This is a genomic window from Undibacterium paludis, from assembly GCF_022568815.1.
GTDB lineage: Bacteria > Pseudomonadota > Gammaproteobacteria > Burkholderiales > Burkholderiaceae_D > Undibacterium.
On sequence record NZ_JAKZHX010000002.1, the window covers coordinates 360661 to 378865 of the forward strand.

At 53.4% G+C, this 18205-nt stretch carries 12 protein-coding genes; 4 read left to right on the forward strand and 8 right to left on the reverse strand.

The annotated features are described in order from the left end of the window. From LZ463_RS06185 to LZ463_RS06195, 3 genes are all read right to left on the reverse strand, one after another. Window positions 1–1563, reverse strand: coding sequence for an FGGY-family carbohydrate kinase (locus LZ463_RS06185; RefSeq protein WP_241454734.1), 1563 nt, complete (start codon window positions 1561–1563; stop codon window positions 1–3). A 64-nt stretch (window positions 1564–1627) separates the two neighbouring features. Further along, complete coding sequence (locus tag LZ463_RS06190) at window positions 1628–3253, reverse strand: glycerol-3-phosphate dehydrogenase/oxidase (RefSeq protein ID WP_241454735.1); 1626 nt, start codon at window positions 3251–3253, stop codon at window positions 1628–1630. Beyond that, entirely contained in the window at window positions 3250–4860 is a 1611-nt protein-coding gene (locus tag LZ463_RS06195; protein WP_241454736.1) for an FAD-binding oxidoreductase, read from the reverse strand. The genes LZ463_RS06190 and LZ463_RS06195 overlap by 4 nt, the downstream gene beginning before the upstream one ends. Before the next feature lie 145 nt (window positions 4861–5005). On the opposite strand from LZ463_RS06195, the gene LZ463_RS06200 reads away from it, so the two are divergent. Next, the gene (locus tag LZ463_RS06200; protein WP_241454737.1) at window positions 5006–6067 is read left to right on the forward strand and encodes an AraC family transcriptional regulator; all 1062 of its coding nucleotides are present in this window, start codon (window positions 5006–5008) and stop codon (window positions 6065–6067) included. Between the two features lie 220 nt (window positions 6068–6287). On the opposite strand, the gene LZ463_RS06205 is transcribed toward LZ463_RS06200, so the two are convergent. After that, window positions 6288–6596 (reverse strand): helix-turn-helix domain-containing protein, encoded by a 309-nt coding sequence (locus LZ463_RS06205; RefSeq protein ID WP_241454738.1) that lies wholly within the window; start codon window positions 6594–6596, stop codon window positions 6288–6290. 173 nt (window positions 6597–6769) lie between these two features. Here LZ463_RS06205 and LZ463_RS06210 point away from each other — a divergent pair, with 173 nt between their 5' ends. After that, a complete protein-coding gene (locus LZ463_RS06210) occupies window positions 6770–7081 on the forward strand; it encodes a hypothetical protein (RefSeq protein ID WP_241454739.1) in 312 nt (103 codons plus the stop codon). Window positions 7082–7618: 537 nt separating this feature from the next. Then, window positions 7619–7852: a hypothetical protein gene (locus tag LZ463_RS06215; RefSeq protein ID WP_241454740.1), complete on the forward strand. Its 234-nt coding sequence runs from the start codon at window positions 7619–7621 to the stop codon at window positions 7850–7852. Between the two features lie 61 nt (window positions 7853–7913). Here the strand turns inward: LZ463_RS06215 and LZ463_RS06220 are convergent, their stop codons facing one another. Further along, the gene (locus LZ463_RS06220; RefSeq protein WP_241454741.1) at window positions 7914–9452 is read right to left on the reverse strand and encodes an MFS transporter; all 1539 of its coding nucleotides are present in this window, start codon (window positions 9450–9452) and stop codon (window positions 7914–7916) included. Window positions 9453–9579: 127 nt separating this feature from the next. On the opposite strand from LZ463_RS06220, the gene LZ463_RS06225 reads away from it, so the two are divergent. Next, a complete protein-coding gene (locus LZ463_RS06225; protein WP_241454742.1) occupies window positions 9580–10482 on the forward strand; it encodes a LysR family transcriptional regulator in 903 nt (300 codons plus the stop codon). A 30-nt stretch (window positions 10483–10512) separates the two neighbouring features. Here LZ463_RS06225 and LZ463_RS06230 read toward each other — a convergent pair whose 3' ends face one another. From LZ463_RS06230 to LZ463_RS06240, 3 genes are read right to left on the reverse strand one after another with little or no spacing between them, the layout of a single operon-like run. Then, window positions 10513–11985 (reverse strand): efflux transporter outer membrane subunit, encoded by a 1473-nt coding sequence (locus tag LZ463_RS06230; RefSeq protein WP_241454743.1) that lies wholly within the window; start codon window positions 11983–11985, stop codon window positions 10513–10515. Beyond that, window positions 11982–15095, reverse strand: coding sequence for a multidrug efflux RND transporter permease subunit (locus LZ463_RS06235; protein ID WP_241454744.1), 3114 nt, complete (start codon window positions 15093–15095; stop codon window positions 11982–11984). Before LZ463_RS06235 ends, LZ463_RS06230 begins: the two co-directional genes overlap by 4 nt. 7 nt (window positions 15096–15102) lie before the next feature. Then, complete coding sequence (locus LZ463_RS06240; protein WP_277623966.1) at window positions 15103–18192, reverse strand: MdtB/MuxB family multidrug efflux RND transporter permease subunit; 3090 nt, start codon at window positions 18190–18192, stop codon at window positions 15103–15105. Between the last annotated feature and the right edge of the window lie 13 nt (window positions 18193–18205).

Genomic DNA, 18205 nt, shown 5'->3' on the forward strand with positions numbered 1-18205 from the left:
TCAGTGCATTTTGGGATAGCCGGTAATTTGCTGTATTTCCTTGTACAGGGGTTGCAAGCGCGCATACATTTTTTGATAGACGCGATGATAAAGCTCATTGTAAATCTGGTGGTGATGGTCTATGGGCTGGAAGGTCTTTCCTATGCGTGTCATTTCCTTGATGGCTGTATCAAAACTGGCATGCAGACCCAGACCCACGGCTGCATCGATTGCTGCACCCAGGCCTGATGTTTCATAAATATGTGGACGTGAAGTCGGCAACCCAAAAATATCCGCAGTCAATTGCATGGCAGCGTCGCTTTGGGAACCGCCACCTGAAATGCGCAATTCCGTGATGGGGGTGCCACTACGTTTTTCAATTCGTTCTTTACCTTCGCGCAGGGCGTAAGCCAAACCTTCAAGTATCGCACGGTACATGTGGGCACGGGTATGCACATCACCAAAACCGATGATAGCCCCTTTTGCTTCTGCACCCGGCACCTTGATGCCCGGGGTCCAGTAAGGCTGCAGCATCAGCCCCATGGAACCTGGTGGCACCGCATTGACCAGTTCATCGAACAAGGCTTCCGGCAAGACTCCCTGTTCTGCCGCTTGCAGTTTTTCATGATGACCAAATTGTTCCTTGAACCAGTTCACCATCCAGTAGCCGCGGAATATCTGCACTTCCGTACTATAGGATCCGGGGATTGCTGCCGGATAAGGCGGGATGAAAGGCGTGACCTCCAGATATTTCTGGCTGGTGGTATTGATGGTTGCGGTCGTGCCATAGCTGAGGCAACCTATGTTGGCTTGCTGGCAGCCCGCCCCTATTACCTCACAGGCCTTGTCTGCAGCGGCGGCCAGCAAGGGCGTGCCTGCCAATATACCGGTAGCTGCTTCAGCAGCGCTGCTGATGTGCCCCATGACAGTGCCCGGCGGCACCAACTCCGGCAAGGTCTCTGCCTTTACTGCCAGTGCCTGCCATTTCCAGTCCAGCTTACCCGCCCACTTCAGGTTCTTGTAATCAAAAGGCAGATAGCCCACTTGCGAGCCTATGGAGTCAATGAATTTACCGCACAGACGGTAATTGAGGTAGCCGGACAACATCAGGTATTTATCGGTCTTGTCCCAGATATCTGGCTGGTGTGCCTTGATCCAGTTAGCTTCTGCCTCGCCACGAAAAAAATTAATGGTACCGGCGACCCCGGCCAGTTTGAAGGCAGTCAACCATAGCGGATTCACCGGCGGCACAATGTCAGTGCGCCGCTGGTCCAGCCAGGTAATTGCCGGACGCAAAGGCTGGCCTGCTTTGTCAAGATTGATGACGGTGCCGCGCTGCGTGGTCACGGCCACGCCATGTACACTTGATGGCGCAATGCCAGATTCATTCCATAGTCGTTGGCAGGCAGTGCAGACAGCTTGCCAGTAGTCTTCGGGATGATGTTCTGCCCAGCCAGGATATTCTGAAAAATAGGCTTCCAGATGCACCTGGGATTTGGCAGCAATATTTCCCTGCAAATCAAACAGTATGGCCCTGACACTTTGTGTGCCATTATCTATGGACAGTATGTATTGTTTGTACATGAAGTTCGCGTGTGCCAGTCGTGGTGATTGTAATAATTGTGACTATCGTGATAGTTTAATTTTTTTATGCGGCCACACTCTCGATTGCAGGTGAAGCGGGCAAGCCATGGCATCTGTGCCACAAATCCAGGTAAGCAGCTTGTTCTTTTTCCCATTGCTCGTCATCCCATTGCAGTTCAGGCTGGCAAATACTGCGTATACGCTGCATGAAAGCCAGGCCGCCATTGCGTAATAATAAGCCTAACCTGGTGCGGCGTAACATCAAGTCTTCCAGATGGACGACGCTTTCATATCTTGCCGCCCAGCGTAATTCCACCCATAGGCTGGCTGTCCCGGGGATATAATCAAGTTCACCAGCCTGTGCTGTCGCAACAACATTGGCTGCATTGGCACCAAAATGCCCTTGCAGACGTGCTATTTGTGCCTGGTTTAACTTCATGCCTGACAATATGGGAATTTCAGCAGTGGCTGCAAATACAGTACCCGTTGCAATACCTGCTCCTGGCTTGGGGAAAAGATGTTCCACATGCTTGAGCGCATCCTGGGCTATCAGCCGGAAAGTAGTGAGCTTTCCACCAGTCACGGTCAGCAAGCCTTTTTCCAGCCAGATGGCGTGATCTCGCCCTTCCTGTGATGGATCAGATTTACCGGTATCGATCACCGGCCGCACACCGGCATAGGTCGCTATGACGTCATCGGTTGTCAGCTTCAATCCGGGAAACTGGAATTCCATTGCTTCCATCAGATAAGTAAGCTCATCTAACGTCATCGCTGCCTCTATCTGCATATCAGCACGGTGGTCCACGTCCGTGGTCCCGACCAGGCTGACGCCCTCCCAGGGGTAAACAAAAACCGGGCGGCCATCACGTGGATGCATCAGGCTGACTGCCTGCGCCACCGGCAAGCGCCACGCGGGGAACAGTAAATGACTGCCGCGCAAGGGCCGCAGCCTGTTTTTTTCACCCTGCTGCTGGCGTAGTGCGTCAGCCCAGGCGCCTGTCGCATTGATGATAAGCCTGGCTTGCACCTGATATTGCTGCTGGCTCACGGCATCGCGCAACAGCACAGCACTTGCCCGCCCGTCTTTGTAGATCAGACTGTCGACTGCCAGGTAATTGATCGCCGTTGCTCCCGCTGCGCGGGCTTCTTGCAATACCCGCAAGACCAGACGTGCATCATCAGTTTTGGCATCAAGATAGCAAGAGCCGCCTCTTAAATCCTGGCGCGCTATATGCGGCGCCAGCATCAAGAAATCTTGTACAGAAAAATAATGTTTGCCGCGCAAACCTGCCATCCAGTCATAAATGACCAGTCCCAGGGCAAACAGCCAGCGCCCCGGTTTGCGCCCCGCATAATCAGCAAAGGCAAAACTTTGCGGTTCTACCAGACCAGAAGCGGCCTGCATCAGGCGCTGGCGTTCACGGACAGAGTCGCGTGTCAGAAAAAATTTACCTTGTTTGATATACCGCAAGCCGCCATGGACCAACTTGGACGAACGGCTGGATGTCCCCCAGGCAAAGTCTTTTTGTTCTACCAGCAAAGCTTTCCAGCCACGCTTTGCCGCTTCCAGCAAAATACCAGCACCGGTAATACCACCGCCGATGACAATGACGTCCCAATCTTGACCCTGATTGGCCAGAGTGCGGGGTATGTCTATACGGGCATTATGCACTTCGTGGATTGGATTCATCGTGCTGCATCTTCCGCAGGCAAGAGCTTGCCAGGATTCATGATGCCCTGCGGGTCAAAATGCCGGAACAGATTATGCAGGCTTGCCATGCCCAATTCACCTTTTTCTGCTAACAGATAAGCAGCATGATCGCTTCCCACACCATGCTGGTGGCTGATGGTGCCACCATTGGCAACGATTGCCCTGGATACCTGGGTCTTGAGCATTTTCCAGCGGGCATGATCAGTTTCATAGTCACCGCTGAGGCGATAAACAAAAGTGGAATACACACTGGCGCCTTGTGCATACAGATGGGACAAGTGCGTGTATGCATGGACCAGTTCCTTGTCGGCCGCCAGTGCAGCCCTGCCCGCCTGTTCCATTGCCTGCATCATTTTCTTGACCTTTGGCCAGTCACAGGCTGTTTCGACCGTATCGATAGCGTAGCCATGCTGCCAGGCAGTATTACGCAGATACACGTTTTTGAAGCGCCCCTGCTTCCATTTCTCGCCCATGGTTTTGCCTGCATGAATCCCGTTGTGCGAGGACGCGATCTTCAGTGCAGACTTGATGGCATGCCGTACCTGTTTTTTCTCGCCACTGCCACCAACCAGTAACAGGCATTTTTCGCTGCCACAACCTCGCAGGCGCAAATATGTCTCCAGCAGCCTGATCAGGCTTTTGTGGCCGGCCAGTGTCAGGCTGGTCAAGGTTTCGTTTGCATTGGACAGGCGCAACATTGATAGTCCTGGCCTGGCCTGTACAATTGCCCTGACTGCTGCTTGTGCCTGCTCCCAGTCAGGGAAGAACACGGCATGAAACTCTTCACAAGCAGGTAACGGGCTGATACGCACTGTCACTTCAGTGACGATACCCATACGCCCTTCTGACCCCAACAGCATCTCACGCAAGTCAGGGCCGGCAGCCGACGCCGGGAAAGTCTGGATATCAAGCCGTCCCACTGGCGTCTCTACCCTGGCGCCCGCCAGTAATTGTTCTATGCGACCATAGCGCAAAGACTGCTGCCCTGAAGAGCGGGTAACCACCCAGCCGCCCAGGGTTGAGTATTCAAAGGATTGCGGGAAATGCCCCAGCGTATAACCGTGGGCACGTAATTGTGCTTCCAGGTCCGGACCAAAAACGCCGGCGCCAAAAGTTGCCAGTTGTGCTTCGCGGTCAAGATTAAGCAACGCGCACATGCGCGACATATCGACAGACAGCACGGGCTGTGCATTTTCCTCCACATGCAAATGCCCGACCACGCTGGTACCGCCACCATAAGGGATAAGCGCGACACCATGCTCGCTGGCATAACTCAACAGACTGCGAATATCCTCACTGCTTTCTGGGAAGGCGACGCCGTCAGGGAAAGTGGTGATTTTTCCGTAACGCATTTTCAGCCAGTCGGGCAGACTCTGGCCCAGGCTATGCCTGACACGTGCATCAGTTGTTGTGTCTATCAGAGCATGAGCAGGCAAACGGCTGGCTGGTACAGACTGACAGACCCGCTCGAATACAGCATCAGCCTGTGGCTTACCCTGCCCTATGCGCTCTCGCAGAAAGCCCAATGCATCCTCATTCAAGGCAAATGTGATACTGTCATCCCCCCAACCATTCCAACGTCGCATTTCTGTTCCTGATTTTGAATTGAGCCTGTCAAATTGAGCTTGCTATAATCCGACACGCATGCAACAAGGCCGGATGAATTGTCGTCAGCATAATCAAGCGGCTCGAAAACGTATTGCGCTTTCATGACAGGATTCTTGTTTTAATATGCCAAAGCCCAGCCTGACGAACAGTTCCTTTTCCAATGCCCGGGTTGCTGCAGCCTATCTGCAGCCCTTGCTTGATCTAGCCAGGGCGCGTAAATTGAACCTGGATGAGCTTGCCCATCAGGCCGGCATGGCGGAAAACATGCTGACGGCGGTACCGGACACAATTGCGGCGACTGACTACCTGCGCCTGCTGGACGCTGGTGCAGAACTGTGCCAGGACGCACAATTTGGCCTGCACGTTGGAGAAAGAATCAAACTGGGCGCCTACAACGTCTATGGCATGATCTTGATGAGTTGCCGGGACTTTGCGCAAGCCTTTCAGCAAACCATGCGTTATGAAGGTCTGGCGCACGATCTGGGTCGATCTGAATTACGGGTTGAGGGAGATATTGCTGAATATCAATGGCACAACCATTTCCCGCAGGCCAGCAGACATCTGGTGGACAGCGTCTTTGCCGGCATACGCGTGTTTGGCAACTGGTTTGCCGGCGCCACCCTGCCCCATGCGCCGGTATACTTCATGCATGCAGCACCTGCCGAACTCAGCGAATACCATCGCATCTTTGGACCAGAGGTGCATTTTGATGCGCCAATAAATTGCGCCCGTTTCCCTACTGCGCTATTAAGCTGGCAAGTACCCAATGCAGATGTCAGCATGTACCCGGTACTGCAGCAGCATGCAGAACAGATGCTGCTGCAAAAACAGCGTGCCCACAGCGATGGCAACATCGTCGTTCAAGTGAGGGCCGCCATCAGCAACGCACTGGCGCAGGATCGCGCAAGATTGCCGCTGATTGCACAAGACCTGCTGCTCAGCCAGCGTACCCTGCAACGCAAGCTAAGCGATATTGGCATCAGTTTCCAGCAGATTCTCGACCAGACCAGAAAAGAACTGGCGCAGGATTATCTGCGCCAGGCTGATCTCAATCTGGCGGACATCGCTTTTTTACTGGGTTACCGTGAGCAAAGTGCCTTCAATCATGCATTCAAGGACTGGACGGGCTTAAGTCCTGGCGCATATCGTGAGCGGTATCGTCAACAAAACCTGACGCGCAAATGACAATGCGGAAGCGACCAATCGCTCCCGCATCTGAGTTCTGGACGGTGGCTTGTCCGCTGGAATGCGAACCAAGCACACCTCACTGCCGTCATACATATCGGTTGTATGTACAGCAGCTAGGAGACATCATAACCTAGTTTTGTGACGGCTGTGTGAAGCCAGCATGACATTTATCAAATAACATCTATTTACTAGCATTTACTAGCAAAAGTAATAGCTGCTAAGTTGCTGCGTCTGTAACGACTTCCGCGTCCGGTACAGTTTCAAAACGAAATAACTGCTGTACGGAGCAATTGAAGAGTTCGGCAAATGCCTCGATAAACTCGACCTTCCAATGTTCGGCCTTATTATCGACAATACGCAATAATTGCGAATGTGAAACGGTCACACGTCTGCCTATGAGCAGGCGATGCAAGGCAGAAACTGAACGAATTTTGTTTTCCACCATGAGTTCACGAATTCTGAGTTCTGCTTTTATTTTATGTCCGGACATGGGAGAAGATGTTGTTACTGTAGTTGTGTTGAGCATGATCGAACCTCACTTCGACGGCTGCGATGATACAGGATATACGGTTTTTTTGCGGACGCCGCTAAAAAACAACATAAAGCATTTAATTTTCTTCACGCCATGCTGGATTTTTTTATAAAGCTGTGGCAAGATGAATTCATGAATTTTTGCAACCCATTTTTTTAGGATTATTCGTGAAAACTACCTGGCTCCTACAACTGATTAAAGGCATGTGCTTAACAGCACAGGGCTTGGCATCAGTGTGGACTTCCCAGGCGTCAGCAGTCGGCGTGCTGGCCGAGCGCACAGTACCAGCTCTGGCAACAAGTACCACAACATCCGCACCGAATAACAGCATTATTGGACATACTGCAATTGATCGCACAGCAGCGAATACCAATACGCAGACAAATTACAAGCAGTCCGTAGCAAGTAAGTTTAAAGATTATATAAAACCTGTCAGTCGCATCCGAAGGTCAGACCTTCAGGTAGCTGGAGCAAACTAAACAAGCTCCCTCTGCCCCAAAGCTGAAAAGCCCGGATGCCCTTAAAAGCTCCGGGTTTTTTGTTTTGTGGCCTGTATGCAGCCATGCTGGTATGAGCAGACTCAGCAGTAAAACCCGTGCAAGCGGTCGTGTTCAGTCAATGAGCACGGAAACATTGGTGTTGATATATCAAGACCATGCAGTCAAACCCGCAGCAGCGGTCGTAACGGACATACACGTTATGGGAACATGGCACTGCATTTTGTGCAGAGCAGAAGTCAAACCCGTGCAAACGGTCGTGGTTCAGATGCAGCCATGGAAACAACCTGAAGCAGTATTTAAGAAATTTTAAGAAACAGAACCCGCACACGCGGTCGCCGTCAGCAAATCGCAAATGTGCAGACAGTGGAAACATCGGTACCGATATGATGATATCGGCTACCGTCAACGAGCAGCACAATTATGTTGAACAAACGGGTACCCGGAACGGTACCGACAACGCTGCGGGAATGGTCCCGCAGCCTGCAGTATTTTTTATTCCTAAGGAAGGGGGTCAATATGTTTGCTGTATTCTGGATAGAAATCCACAAGCAAATCAAAATGTCTCATTGCAGGGAATTTCAATCAGGCGACATGATGGCCGCCCTGAAATTCGCTGACAGCCTGAGACAAAGGCAAGCAGCAGGTGAATACATACGTCACATTAATATGTCATCCGAGAATAACAACTCGGTAGGCATACCTAGTGCGGCTATCGACTATCACTATGCCGAACATAAAATTGCCGCATAAAGCCAATGCAGACACTCACAAGAAAAGCGAAGGTTCACGCAAGATGCGAATCTTCGCTTTTTTATATCTGAACATCCCCCGATATCTGACCAGATTCAGCCTCTTTACCCAACAAGATCCAGGTCAGCAGTCCGGTCAGCAACGTGATTGATGCCAATATGCGTAGCAATATCTGGAATGCATTCCCATAGACAAGCTGCAAGGCTGTCCGTGTCAGGCCGGGCAAAATCGTCTGCGCATTGGCGAGATCACCAGCTGCCAGCCTTTGTGCAAACTCCGGCAGGTTCACTGCCTGACTTACAGGCACAGCCTGTTGTATCAAACCCGCCAGAATAGCGCTGACCAACGCCAGGGCAATACCTTCACCAGCCACACGGGTGGTACTGAATATACCTGCTGCCATGCCGGCACGCTCCTTCGGTACCACACTGACTGCCAGTCCATCCATCAGGCCCCAGGGCAACGCAGTCCCCAGACCTATGATCATCAAGGAAGCGATGAATTGTGAAGGTGCTTGTCCTGGTTCGACCATGCTCAGGCAAAGCAGGCCCAGCGCCGCAATCAACAAGCCCGTACCGCAAATCGCTCCCACCGAAATCCAGCGTGTCAGCCATGCAGCCAACATGGGAACACACAGCATGGGACTGGACAGAGCAAGCATCAGCCAGCCAGTGCCAATTTCACCAAGATTTTCTATGCCGATAAAACGGCCAGGCAGCAGAATCAATAACACCACAAAAGAATAAGCCGGTGCAGCAGCCAAAAATTGTGCGCCGACAAAGCGCGGATAACGAAACAGCGACAAATCCAGCATGGGTCTCGGTTGTCGTCGTTCTATCATCACAAACATTGCCAGCAATAATATAGCTGTCAGCAGCAAACCAAGAACGGCAAGATCATGCCAACCCCTGGCAGGTGCCAGCAGCAAGGCAAACGTGAATGCACTCAAGGCCGCAGTAAAGCTCACTGTCCCGCCAACATCCGGCGCTGCAGCCTGCGGGTCTTTTGAGTCACGCATATACAGCCAGGCGGCCAGCAGCGCCAGGGCTGCCATCAAGCTCATCGCCATAAAAACCGCACGCCAGCCCCCAAACTTGACAAGTACGCCGCACAGCAAAGGACCAAATGCCAGCCCCACACCAAAAGTCGTGCCGATGAAGCTGAATACGCGGGTTCTTTGTTGGTCTTCGAACTCCTGCGCCTGCGCAGCCAGGCCACTGGAAAATGCCGCTGCAGCCCCCAAGCCCTGACCTGCGCGCAATACATCAAACCACAGCAAGCTTTGCACACCCACCAAGGCCAGGGAAGTCAGCAAGAAAATGGCCATTCCCATCATAAAAACCCGCTTGCGACCATATTGGTCAGCCATGGAGCCTGACGCCAGCAGAGCACTGCCAAAACTGAGCATGAAGGCATTGGTCACCCAACTCAGGGCAAATGGTGAGCCACCCAGCTCCCTTTGTATGGCCGACAGAGCGACCGCCGGTCCGGTAAAACTCACTGGCATACTGAGTGCAGCCAGGCAAACTGCCCCCAGAATTAACAATTTTTCAGAGTGCTGACGGGTGATACCAGATGCAACGGCAGATGTTGTACTCATGAGATTGATTACCTTCAAAAATTCTGGCAGCAAAGACCGCCATTAAGGCTTTGATGATATTCAATCTGCAATTGATGAAAAACAGGCTTAAAATCCTCACTTAAAAGAATTTTATTCCGCAATTCCAATGAAAAATGCCGACAGCCTTATTGAATTGAGTGCATTTACCCATGCAGCAGAATTACGCAGCTACGTCGCAGCAGGACGAGTGCTCGGTGTATCCGCTTCCGCCATAGGTAAAAGTGTGATGCGACTGGAAGAAAAACTGGGGGTGCGCCTGCTACACCGCAGCACCCGTCGCATCAGCCTGACTGCGGAGGGAAGGCTATTTTACGAGCGGTGCCAGCGCATACTCGACGACATCGATGACGCGCAGGCAGAGGTCATCAGCATGTCATCCAAGCCACGTGGTAAGTTGCGCGTCAGTCTGCCCGTCATCGCCTATAGAATGTTGCTGCCAGTATTGCCTGCCTTTACGACGCTATACCCTGAAGTCAAACTTGACCTTGATTTCAGTGACAGGTTGGTTGATGTCATTGATGAAGGCGTGGATATTGCTATCCGGAGCGGCGACCTGCGGGATTCACGCCTGACAGCCAGGACTCTGGGGCCTTTCCGCTTTCATATTGTGGGTTCACCCGACTATTTTGCTCAACATGGGATACCGCTGAGCCCGGCCGATCTGCAAAAACACAAATGCCTGCACTATAAATTCCCCAGCACTGGCAAATTACAGGAATGGGCCATCACATCTGATGAGGGCGTTTTAGCGGGCCTGCCTGCTGACCTGGTCTGCAATAACATAGAGGCCCTGATCCTCGCCGCCAATCAGGGTTTGGGACTTGCCTATCTGCCGGACTTTGTCATACGGGAAAAGCTTGTATCTAGACAGCTGCAGGCCGTGCTGGACGAATACATACAGGCAGGCGGCGTATTTTCAGTGTTATGGCCGTCAAGTCGCCATCTGTCGCCCAAATTGCGAGTCTTTGTCGATTTCATTTGCGAACATATCGTGTTGAGTAAAGTATGACAGTAACGACACCAACACGATGGCGTTCACTCAGGTTTTTTGCCAGCGCCCGCCTATGTTCTTCAACAGCACATTGACCGCAGCAAGCTGGCGATTGCGTATCGACAGCAGATTTGATTCACTGGACAAGGCCGCATTCTGTGAAATGACGACGTTCAGGTAACTGACGGTACCTGCCTTATACTGCGCTTGTGTGATATCAAGATTGCGCTGAGCCGCTTGCACTGCTTCTGCCTGCAATTGCGACTCTCCCTGCAACTGATCCAGTACGACCAGATTATCTTCAACCTCTTGCAAAGAGGTCAGCACAGTTTGCCGGTAAGCAGCAACGGCTGCATCAGCCGATGCACGCGCCTGGTCACTAGCCAGGCGTTTCGCGCCACCATCAAAAATGGAAGCGGCCATGGATGATCCCAAAGACCACAACAGAGTGGAAGAATCGAACAAATTACTCAATGAAGAACTACGATAACCGGCATTGGCCGACAGACTGAAGTCAGGGAAGAAAGCTGCATCCTTGACACCAATCTGGGCATAGGCAGCAGCAACCTTGCGCTCTGCGGCAGCAATGTCTGGCCTGCGTTCGAGCAAGGTCGAAGGCACAAATTCTGGCACAGGCGGCACATCTGGCAAAGAGGCTGTTTTTTCCAGGCTGAACCCGGCCGGTGCCATGCCCAATAGCACGGCGATTGCATGTTCGAGCTGCGCCCTTTGTGCTTCTGCATCTTTCAACTGAACCTGGGTAGTCGTCAATTGTATTTTTGCCTGCAATACATCGCTCTGTCCGGCAACACCGGAATTGAATCTGGCCTGCGTCAGCTCCAGGCTGCGCTGATTGGATGCAGTAGTACGCTGCAAGATGCTTTGCTGCGCTTCGGCCGCGCGCATGGCGAAATACGTCTGCGTCAGCGTGGCCTGGGCAGACAAGCGCACTGCATCGAAGTCGTCACGGCTTGCCTGCAAACTGGCATTGGCAGCTTCGCTGGCTTTAGACAGCCTGCCCCACAAATCAATTTCCCATGAGGTTTCCAAGCCTGCCGAGTAACTGTTACTGGTGGTCCGGGCGTTCTGCCCTGCCCCCGGGTTGCTGCTGCGCGTGGCACCTGCTGTGGCAGATAAAGTCGGCCACAGCGCAGTCTGGCTGGCCTTGAGCACAGCCTTGGCGCTGGCGACCTGTGTCGCTGCCGATTTCAGGTTTTCATTCCCGGTCAGCAGTTTCTGTTGCAAACCATTTAAAACCGGATCATGGAATATTTCCCACCAGGATTCTGACACGTCAGGTACGGCACCTGGCTGCGTGGCCCGCGCCGACTTCCACAGGCCAGCCTCCTTGAACCCGGCGCTGACGGCCATGGGTCCCGGTGCCTGTGGACTATTCACTGCACATGCAGGTAACAGGCAAGCCAAAGCAATAATGGACAGGCGTGATGCTTCGCCAAGGCAAGTGGTCAGCGGTTGGCGGCGCAGTTCTTGATCAGGGTATTTTTTCATCATCGTTTTCATGCGATATTCAGCGCTGTTGCACTCTCTTTTTTACCGGCAGGTCTTTTTTTGCGGCGCAGCCTGTCCATGCAGACAAATACTACCGGTGTGGTATACAGCGTCAGTAACTGGCTTAATAGCAAACCGCCAACAATAGCGATTCCCAAAGGCTGCCGCAATTCGGCACCGTCACCAGTGCCAAGCGCCAGAGGTATTGCGCCAAAAATGGCAGCCAGTGTTGTCATCAGAATCGGGCGCAAGCGCAACATGCTGGCGCGGTAAATTGCCGTACCGGCACTGACAGTATTGCCACGACTGGCAGCTGCATGCTGGGCAGAGATGGCAAAATCGATCATCATGATGGCGTTTTTCTTGACGATACCAATCAACAGCACCACACCTATCAGGGCAATAATGCTGAAATCGGTATTGAAAAGCATCAGTGCCAGCAAGGCGCCTATGCCTGCCGACGGCAAGGTGGACAAGATGGTCAGCGGATGTATCAGGCTTTCATACAATATGCCTAGCACCAGGTATATCGTGACGATAGCCGCCAGTATCAGCAAGGGTTGACTGCTGAGCGAAGATTGAAAGGCCTGCGCCGTTCCCTGGAAGCTGCCATGCACCGATATTGGCACGCCAAGCTGGCTGATGGTGGTATTGATCGCCTCTACCGCCTGGGACAGAGCCACATTCGGTGCCAGATTGAAGCTGATGGTGCTCGCCGGTGAACCGCTTTGGTGATTGACAGCCAGCGGTGTACTGGTAGTTTCCACCTTGGCGACACTGGTCAGCGGGATGCGCACTCCCTTGGAGGTCGTCACGTAGATACTTTTCAGCATCTCCGGACTTTGCAGGTAGGCCGGTGCCAGTTCCATGACGACACGGTACTGATTAAGCGGGTTATAGATCACACCGATCTGGCGTTGGCCGAAGGCATCGTTCAAGGTGCTGTCAATGGCACTGATGGTCAGCCCCAGGCGCGCCACCGCATCACGGTCTATCACCAGCGAAGTCTGTATGCCCTTATCCTGCTGGTCACTATTGACATCAACCAACTCGGGCACTTGCGTAAGGGCCTTGCGTATGCGTGGCTCCCAAGTACGTAAATCAGCCAGGTCATCGGCTTGCAGAGCATATTGCCAGGCCGCATTACTTTGCCGACCGCCAACGCGGATATCCTGTACTGGTGACAAAAACAGATTTGCGCCTGGCAAGTGTGCGAGTTTGCCACGCAGGCGATTCATCACCTGATCGACGCTTTCAGTTCTTTCCGGCCGTGGCTTGAGCGAGATAAACATGTTTGCACTATTACGCTGGCCGCCACCTGTGAAACCTGTCGTGGTTGCCACCGCTGGATCGGCACGCACGATGTCGCTGAATGCAATCAGTTTCGCCTGCATGGCCGTAAAAGAGCTAGCCTGATCTGCCTGCACGCCCCCCATCATCAATCCTGTATCCTGCTGCGGAAAAAAACCCTTGGAAATGGTGATGTACAGCGATACATTCAATGCAATGACACCCAGCAATACCAGCAGGGTCAGGGGTTGATGACGCAATGTCCAGCGCAGGCTGCGCCGGTAACCGCGCATCAGCCACCGCTGCAAACGGCCAAGAATACGCATCACGCGTCCTGGGGGCCTGGTCTTTTCAACCGGCTTGAGCAAGGTGGCCGCCATCATTGGCGTAGTCGTCAACGACACCAGCATGGATACCAGTATCGATACCGACAGGACAACTGCAAACTCGCGGAACAAGCGGCCAACAATACCCCCCATCGCCAGAATGGGGATAAACGCCGCAATCAGGGACAGGCTGATGGACACGACAGTAAAGCCGATCTCACGTGCCCCCAGCAATGCCGCTTCAAGCGGTGCCTTGCCGCGCTCTATGTGTCGTGAGATATTCTCCAGCACCACGATCGCATCATCCACCACAAACCCGGTTGCCACCGTCATCGCCATCAATGACAAATTATCTATACTGTAACCGAGCAGATACATGACGCCAAAAGTGCCAGCCAGCGAAACCGGCACAGCTACAGCAGGTAACAGCGCCGCGCGGAAATTACGTAAAAAAGCAAACACCACCACAATCACCAGACCAAAGGCGATCGCCAGTGTACGCTGCACTTCCTTGATCGAAGCCCGTATAGTGGGTGTGCGGTCCATCACGACATCGACATTGATTGCCGGTGCAATCGAGGCGCGCAATTGCGGCAGCAGGCCACGTATGGTATCAACCGTCTTGATGATGTTCGCGCCCGGCGCCTTGTTGAGTATCAGCAGCACGGCCGGTTTGCCATTTGACATGCCGTAATTGCGCACGTCCTGCACACTGTCAACCACTTGCGCCACATCGCGCAGGAGCAGGGCTGCACCGTTGACGTAACTGAGTACCAGTGGTGCATATTGATCTGCCTTGTAAGATTGATCATTAGCACTGATTTGCCAGTAATGCTGATTGTCTTCCAGCGAGCCTTTGGGGCGGTTGGCGTTGCTGGCAACCACCGTAGCACGCACGTTTTCCAGGGAAATGCCATTGGCGGCCAGTTTGTTCGGGTCGATTTCTATACGTACCGCAGGCAAGGCGCCACCACCTATCGTGACCTGGCCTATGCCATCGACCTGCGACAAACGCTGTGCCAGCACAGTAGATGCCGCATCGTACATCTGCCCGCGTGTCAGTGTGTCAGACGTCAGTGCAATAATCATCACCGGCGCATCTGCCGGATTGACTTTGCGGTAAGTCGGATTGCTGGGCAAGCCGGACGGCAGCAAGGCGCGTGCCGCGTTGATGCCTGCCTGTACGTCGCGGGCCGCACCGTCGATGTCACGGCTCAGGTCAAATTGCAGGGTGACACGGGTGCTACCCAGCGATGATGACGAAGTGATTTCATTGACACCGGCAATGCTGCCCAACGCCCGCTCCAACGGTGTCGCCACCGTGGCCGCCATGGTATCCGGACTGGCGCCTGGCAAGGACGCATTCACCGAAATCGTCGGAAATTCAACCTGTGGCAAAGGGGCAATAGGCAACAAGAAATAGGCAATGATGCCCGCCAGTGCCACACCGAAGGTAATCAGTGCGGTACCAACCGGGCGTTCTATGAAGGGGCGTGAGAGATTCATGCCTGACTCACACCGTCGTTTCCGCAGGCTTGTTACCCAGCCCGCTTGCCAATGCGGTAAACCCGAGATAGATCACCGGCGTGGTAAACAAGGTCAGCAACTGGCTGACGATCAAACCACCCACCATCACCACACCCAGCGGATGACGCAACTCGCTACCGACACCGGTACCCAGCATCAGCGGCAAGGCCCCCAGCAGGGCCGCCATAGTCGTCATCAGGATAGGACGGAAGCGCAACAAACAGGCTTTATGGATTGCCTCACGTGGTCTCAGCCCCTCCTCCCGCTGCGCATACAGGGCAAAATCGATCATCATGATGGCATTTTTTTTGACAATACCAATCAGCAGCACAATACCAATGATCGCAATAATGCCCAGGTCCAGACGGAACGCCAGCAGTGCCAGCAAGGCGCCCAGACCTGCCGACGGCAAGGTGGACAAGATGGTCAGCGGATGTATATAGCTCTCATACAGGACACCCAGCACGATATACATCGTGACAATGGCTGCCAGTATCAGCAGCAACGTGCTTGACAAAGAAGCCTGAAAAGCCAGCGCAGCTCCCTGGAAACTGGTTTCCACGCTGACCGGCATTTGCAGACCGGCTTCTTCTTTACGTATTGCTTCTACCGCATCCCCCAAAGCAGCACCAGGTGCAAGATTGAAAGAAATAGTGGCCGCCGGGAACTGCGCAACATGATTGACCGCCAGTGGTGCAATGCGTTCCGTCACTCTGGCGACGGAAGATAGCGGCACCTGGACACCATTGCTACCCGGCACATACAGGCTGTTAAGCGCGTCCAGCCCCAGTTTGTATTGCGGTGCAACCTCCAGAACCACGCGATATTGATTGCTTTGCGTGAATATCGTTGAAATCAGGCGCTGGCCGAAGGCATTGTAAAGTGCACTGTCTATGGAAGCGACGCTGACGCCAAAGCGCCCGGCGGCGTCCCTGTCTATGTCAACATAGGCTTGCAGACCAAGTTCTTGCTGATCACTTGCCACATCAGCCAATTGCGGCAACTTGCGCAAACGCTCGAGCAGTGTTGCCGTCCATTTTGACAGCTCCTTGATGTCGGGCGAACTCAGCATGAACTGGTACTGTGTCTTGGCAATACGGTCTTCTATGGTCAGATCCTGCACCGCCTGTAAATAAATCGCGATACCGGTGACCTTGCTGGTCGCTTCGGTCAGGCGTCGCGCTATTTGCGCTGCCGAAGCAGTGCGCACATGCAGAGGCTTGAGCACGATCAGCATGCGGCCAGAATTCAAGGTCGTATTGGCGCCATCAACACCGATGAAAGAAGACACGCTCTCTACCGCAGGGTCTTTCAGTATAACGGCTGCAAGCTCTTGCTGGTGCACGGCCATGGCGGCAAACGAGGTCGACTGGGCAGCCTCGGTGATTGCCTGTATCTGCCCGGTATCCTGCACCGGAAAAAATCCTTTGGGAACAAAAACATACAATAAACCGGTCAATGCCAGTGTCAGCACAAACACCAGCATGGTTGCAGCCTGCCTGTCCAGCACCCAGGTCAGCATGCGACCGTATCCCTCTATGGTTTTATCAAACATACGACCAATAGCGCGCTTGACGGCGCCAAAGTCCTCTTCTCTCTCATGATGCAAAAGGCGGGCACACATCATTGGCGTCAGCGTCAGCGACACGAAGGCTGAAATCAGGATGGAGACTGCCAAGGTAATTGCAAATTCATGGAATAACCGCCCCACCACATCGCCCATGAACAACAAAGGGATTAGCACCGCAATCAAGGACACCGTCAGCGAGATGATGGTAAAACCAATTTGTTGAGAGCCTTTCAGCGCCGCTGCCATTGGTGTATCGCCTTCTTCGACATAGCGGGCGATATTCTCGATCATGACAATCGCATCGTCGACGACAAAGCCGGTCGATATCACCAGCGCCATCAGGGTCAGGTTATTCAATGAAAAACCGACCATGTACATCACGCCGAAAGTACCGATCAAAGACAGGGGTACCGCCACACTGGGGATAATCGTCGCCGGCACGCTGCGCAGGAAAATGAAAATGACGAACACCACCAGGCCTATGGCCAGCAAAAGTTCGATTTCCACATCGTCTATGGACGCACGTATTGTCGTTGTCCTGTCGCTCAACACGCGCACATCGACTGAACCTGGCATGGCTGCCTGCAAAGTCGGCAGCAAAGCCTTCACACGGTCAACTGTCTGTATCACATTGGCGCCAGGCTGGCGCTGCACATTCAGGATCACAGCCGGTGCAGTATCTGCCCACGCTGCCAGACGCAGGTTTTCTGCATCGTCGACCAGCGTGGCTACATCACGCAACCTGACTGGATTGCCATTTTTGTAGGCAAAAATCAGATTGGCATATTCTGCTGCGCTTTTCATCTGGTCATTAGCGTCAATGGTCGAGGCGCGCAAAGGCCCGTCAAAACTCCCCTTGGCCTGATTCACATTGGCACTGCCTATGGCGGTACGTACGTCATCAAGCGACAGTCCCAGGTTGGCCAAGGCAGTCGGATTAGCCTGTATGCGCACCGCAGGGCGTCGCCCGCCAGCGATACTGACCAGGCCCACACCACGTACCTGCGATATTTTTTGTGCAAGGCGGCTCTCAACCAGATCGTGCAGGCGTATTACCGGCAAAGTTGAGGACGACACGGCGATCGTCAGCACCGGCGCATCAGCCGGGTTCACCTTGCTATACACGGGTGGCATGGGTAAATCATTGGGCAACAGATTGCTGCCTGCATTGATGGCGGCCTGCACTTCCTGCTCAGCCACATCAAGCGACAGGCTCAGGTCAAACCGCAGCGTGATCACTGAAGCGCCGCCAGAACTGCTGGATGACATTTGTGCCAGACCCGGCATCTGCCCGAATTGCCGCTCCAAAGGCGCCGTGACTGACGATGTCATGACATCCGGGCTGGCGCCGGGATACAGGGTAGTGACCTGTATCGTCGGATAATCGACTTCAGGCAAGGCCGCAATCGGCAGCAGGCGATAGGCCAGCAAGCCGGCCAACAAAATGGCCAACATCATCAGCGACGTCGCCACAGGTCGTTCGATAAATAAACGCGAAGGATTCAGGGTGTTCATGATT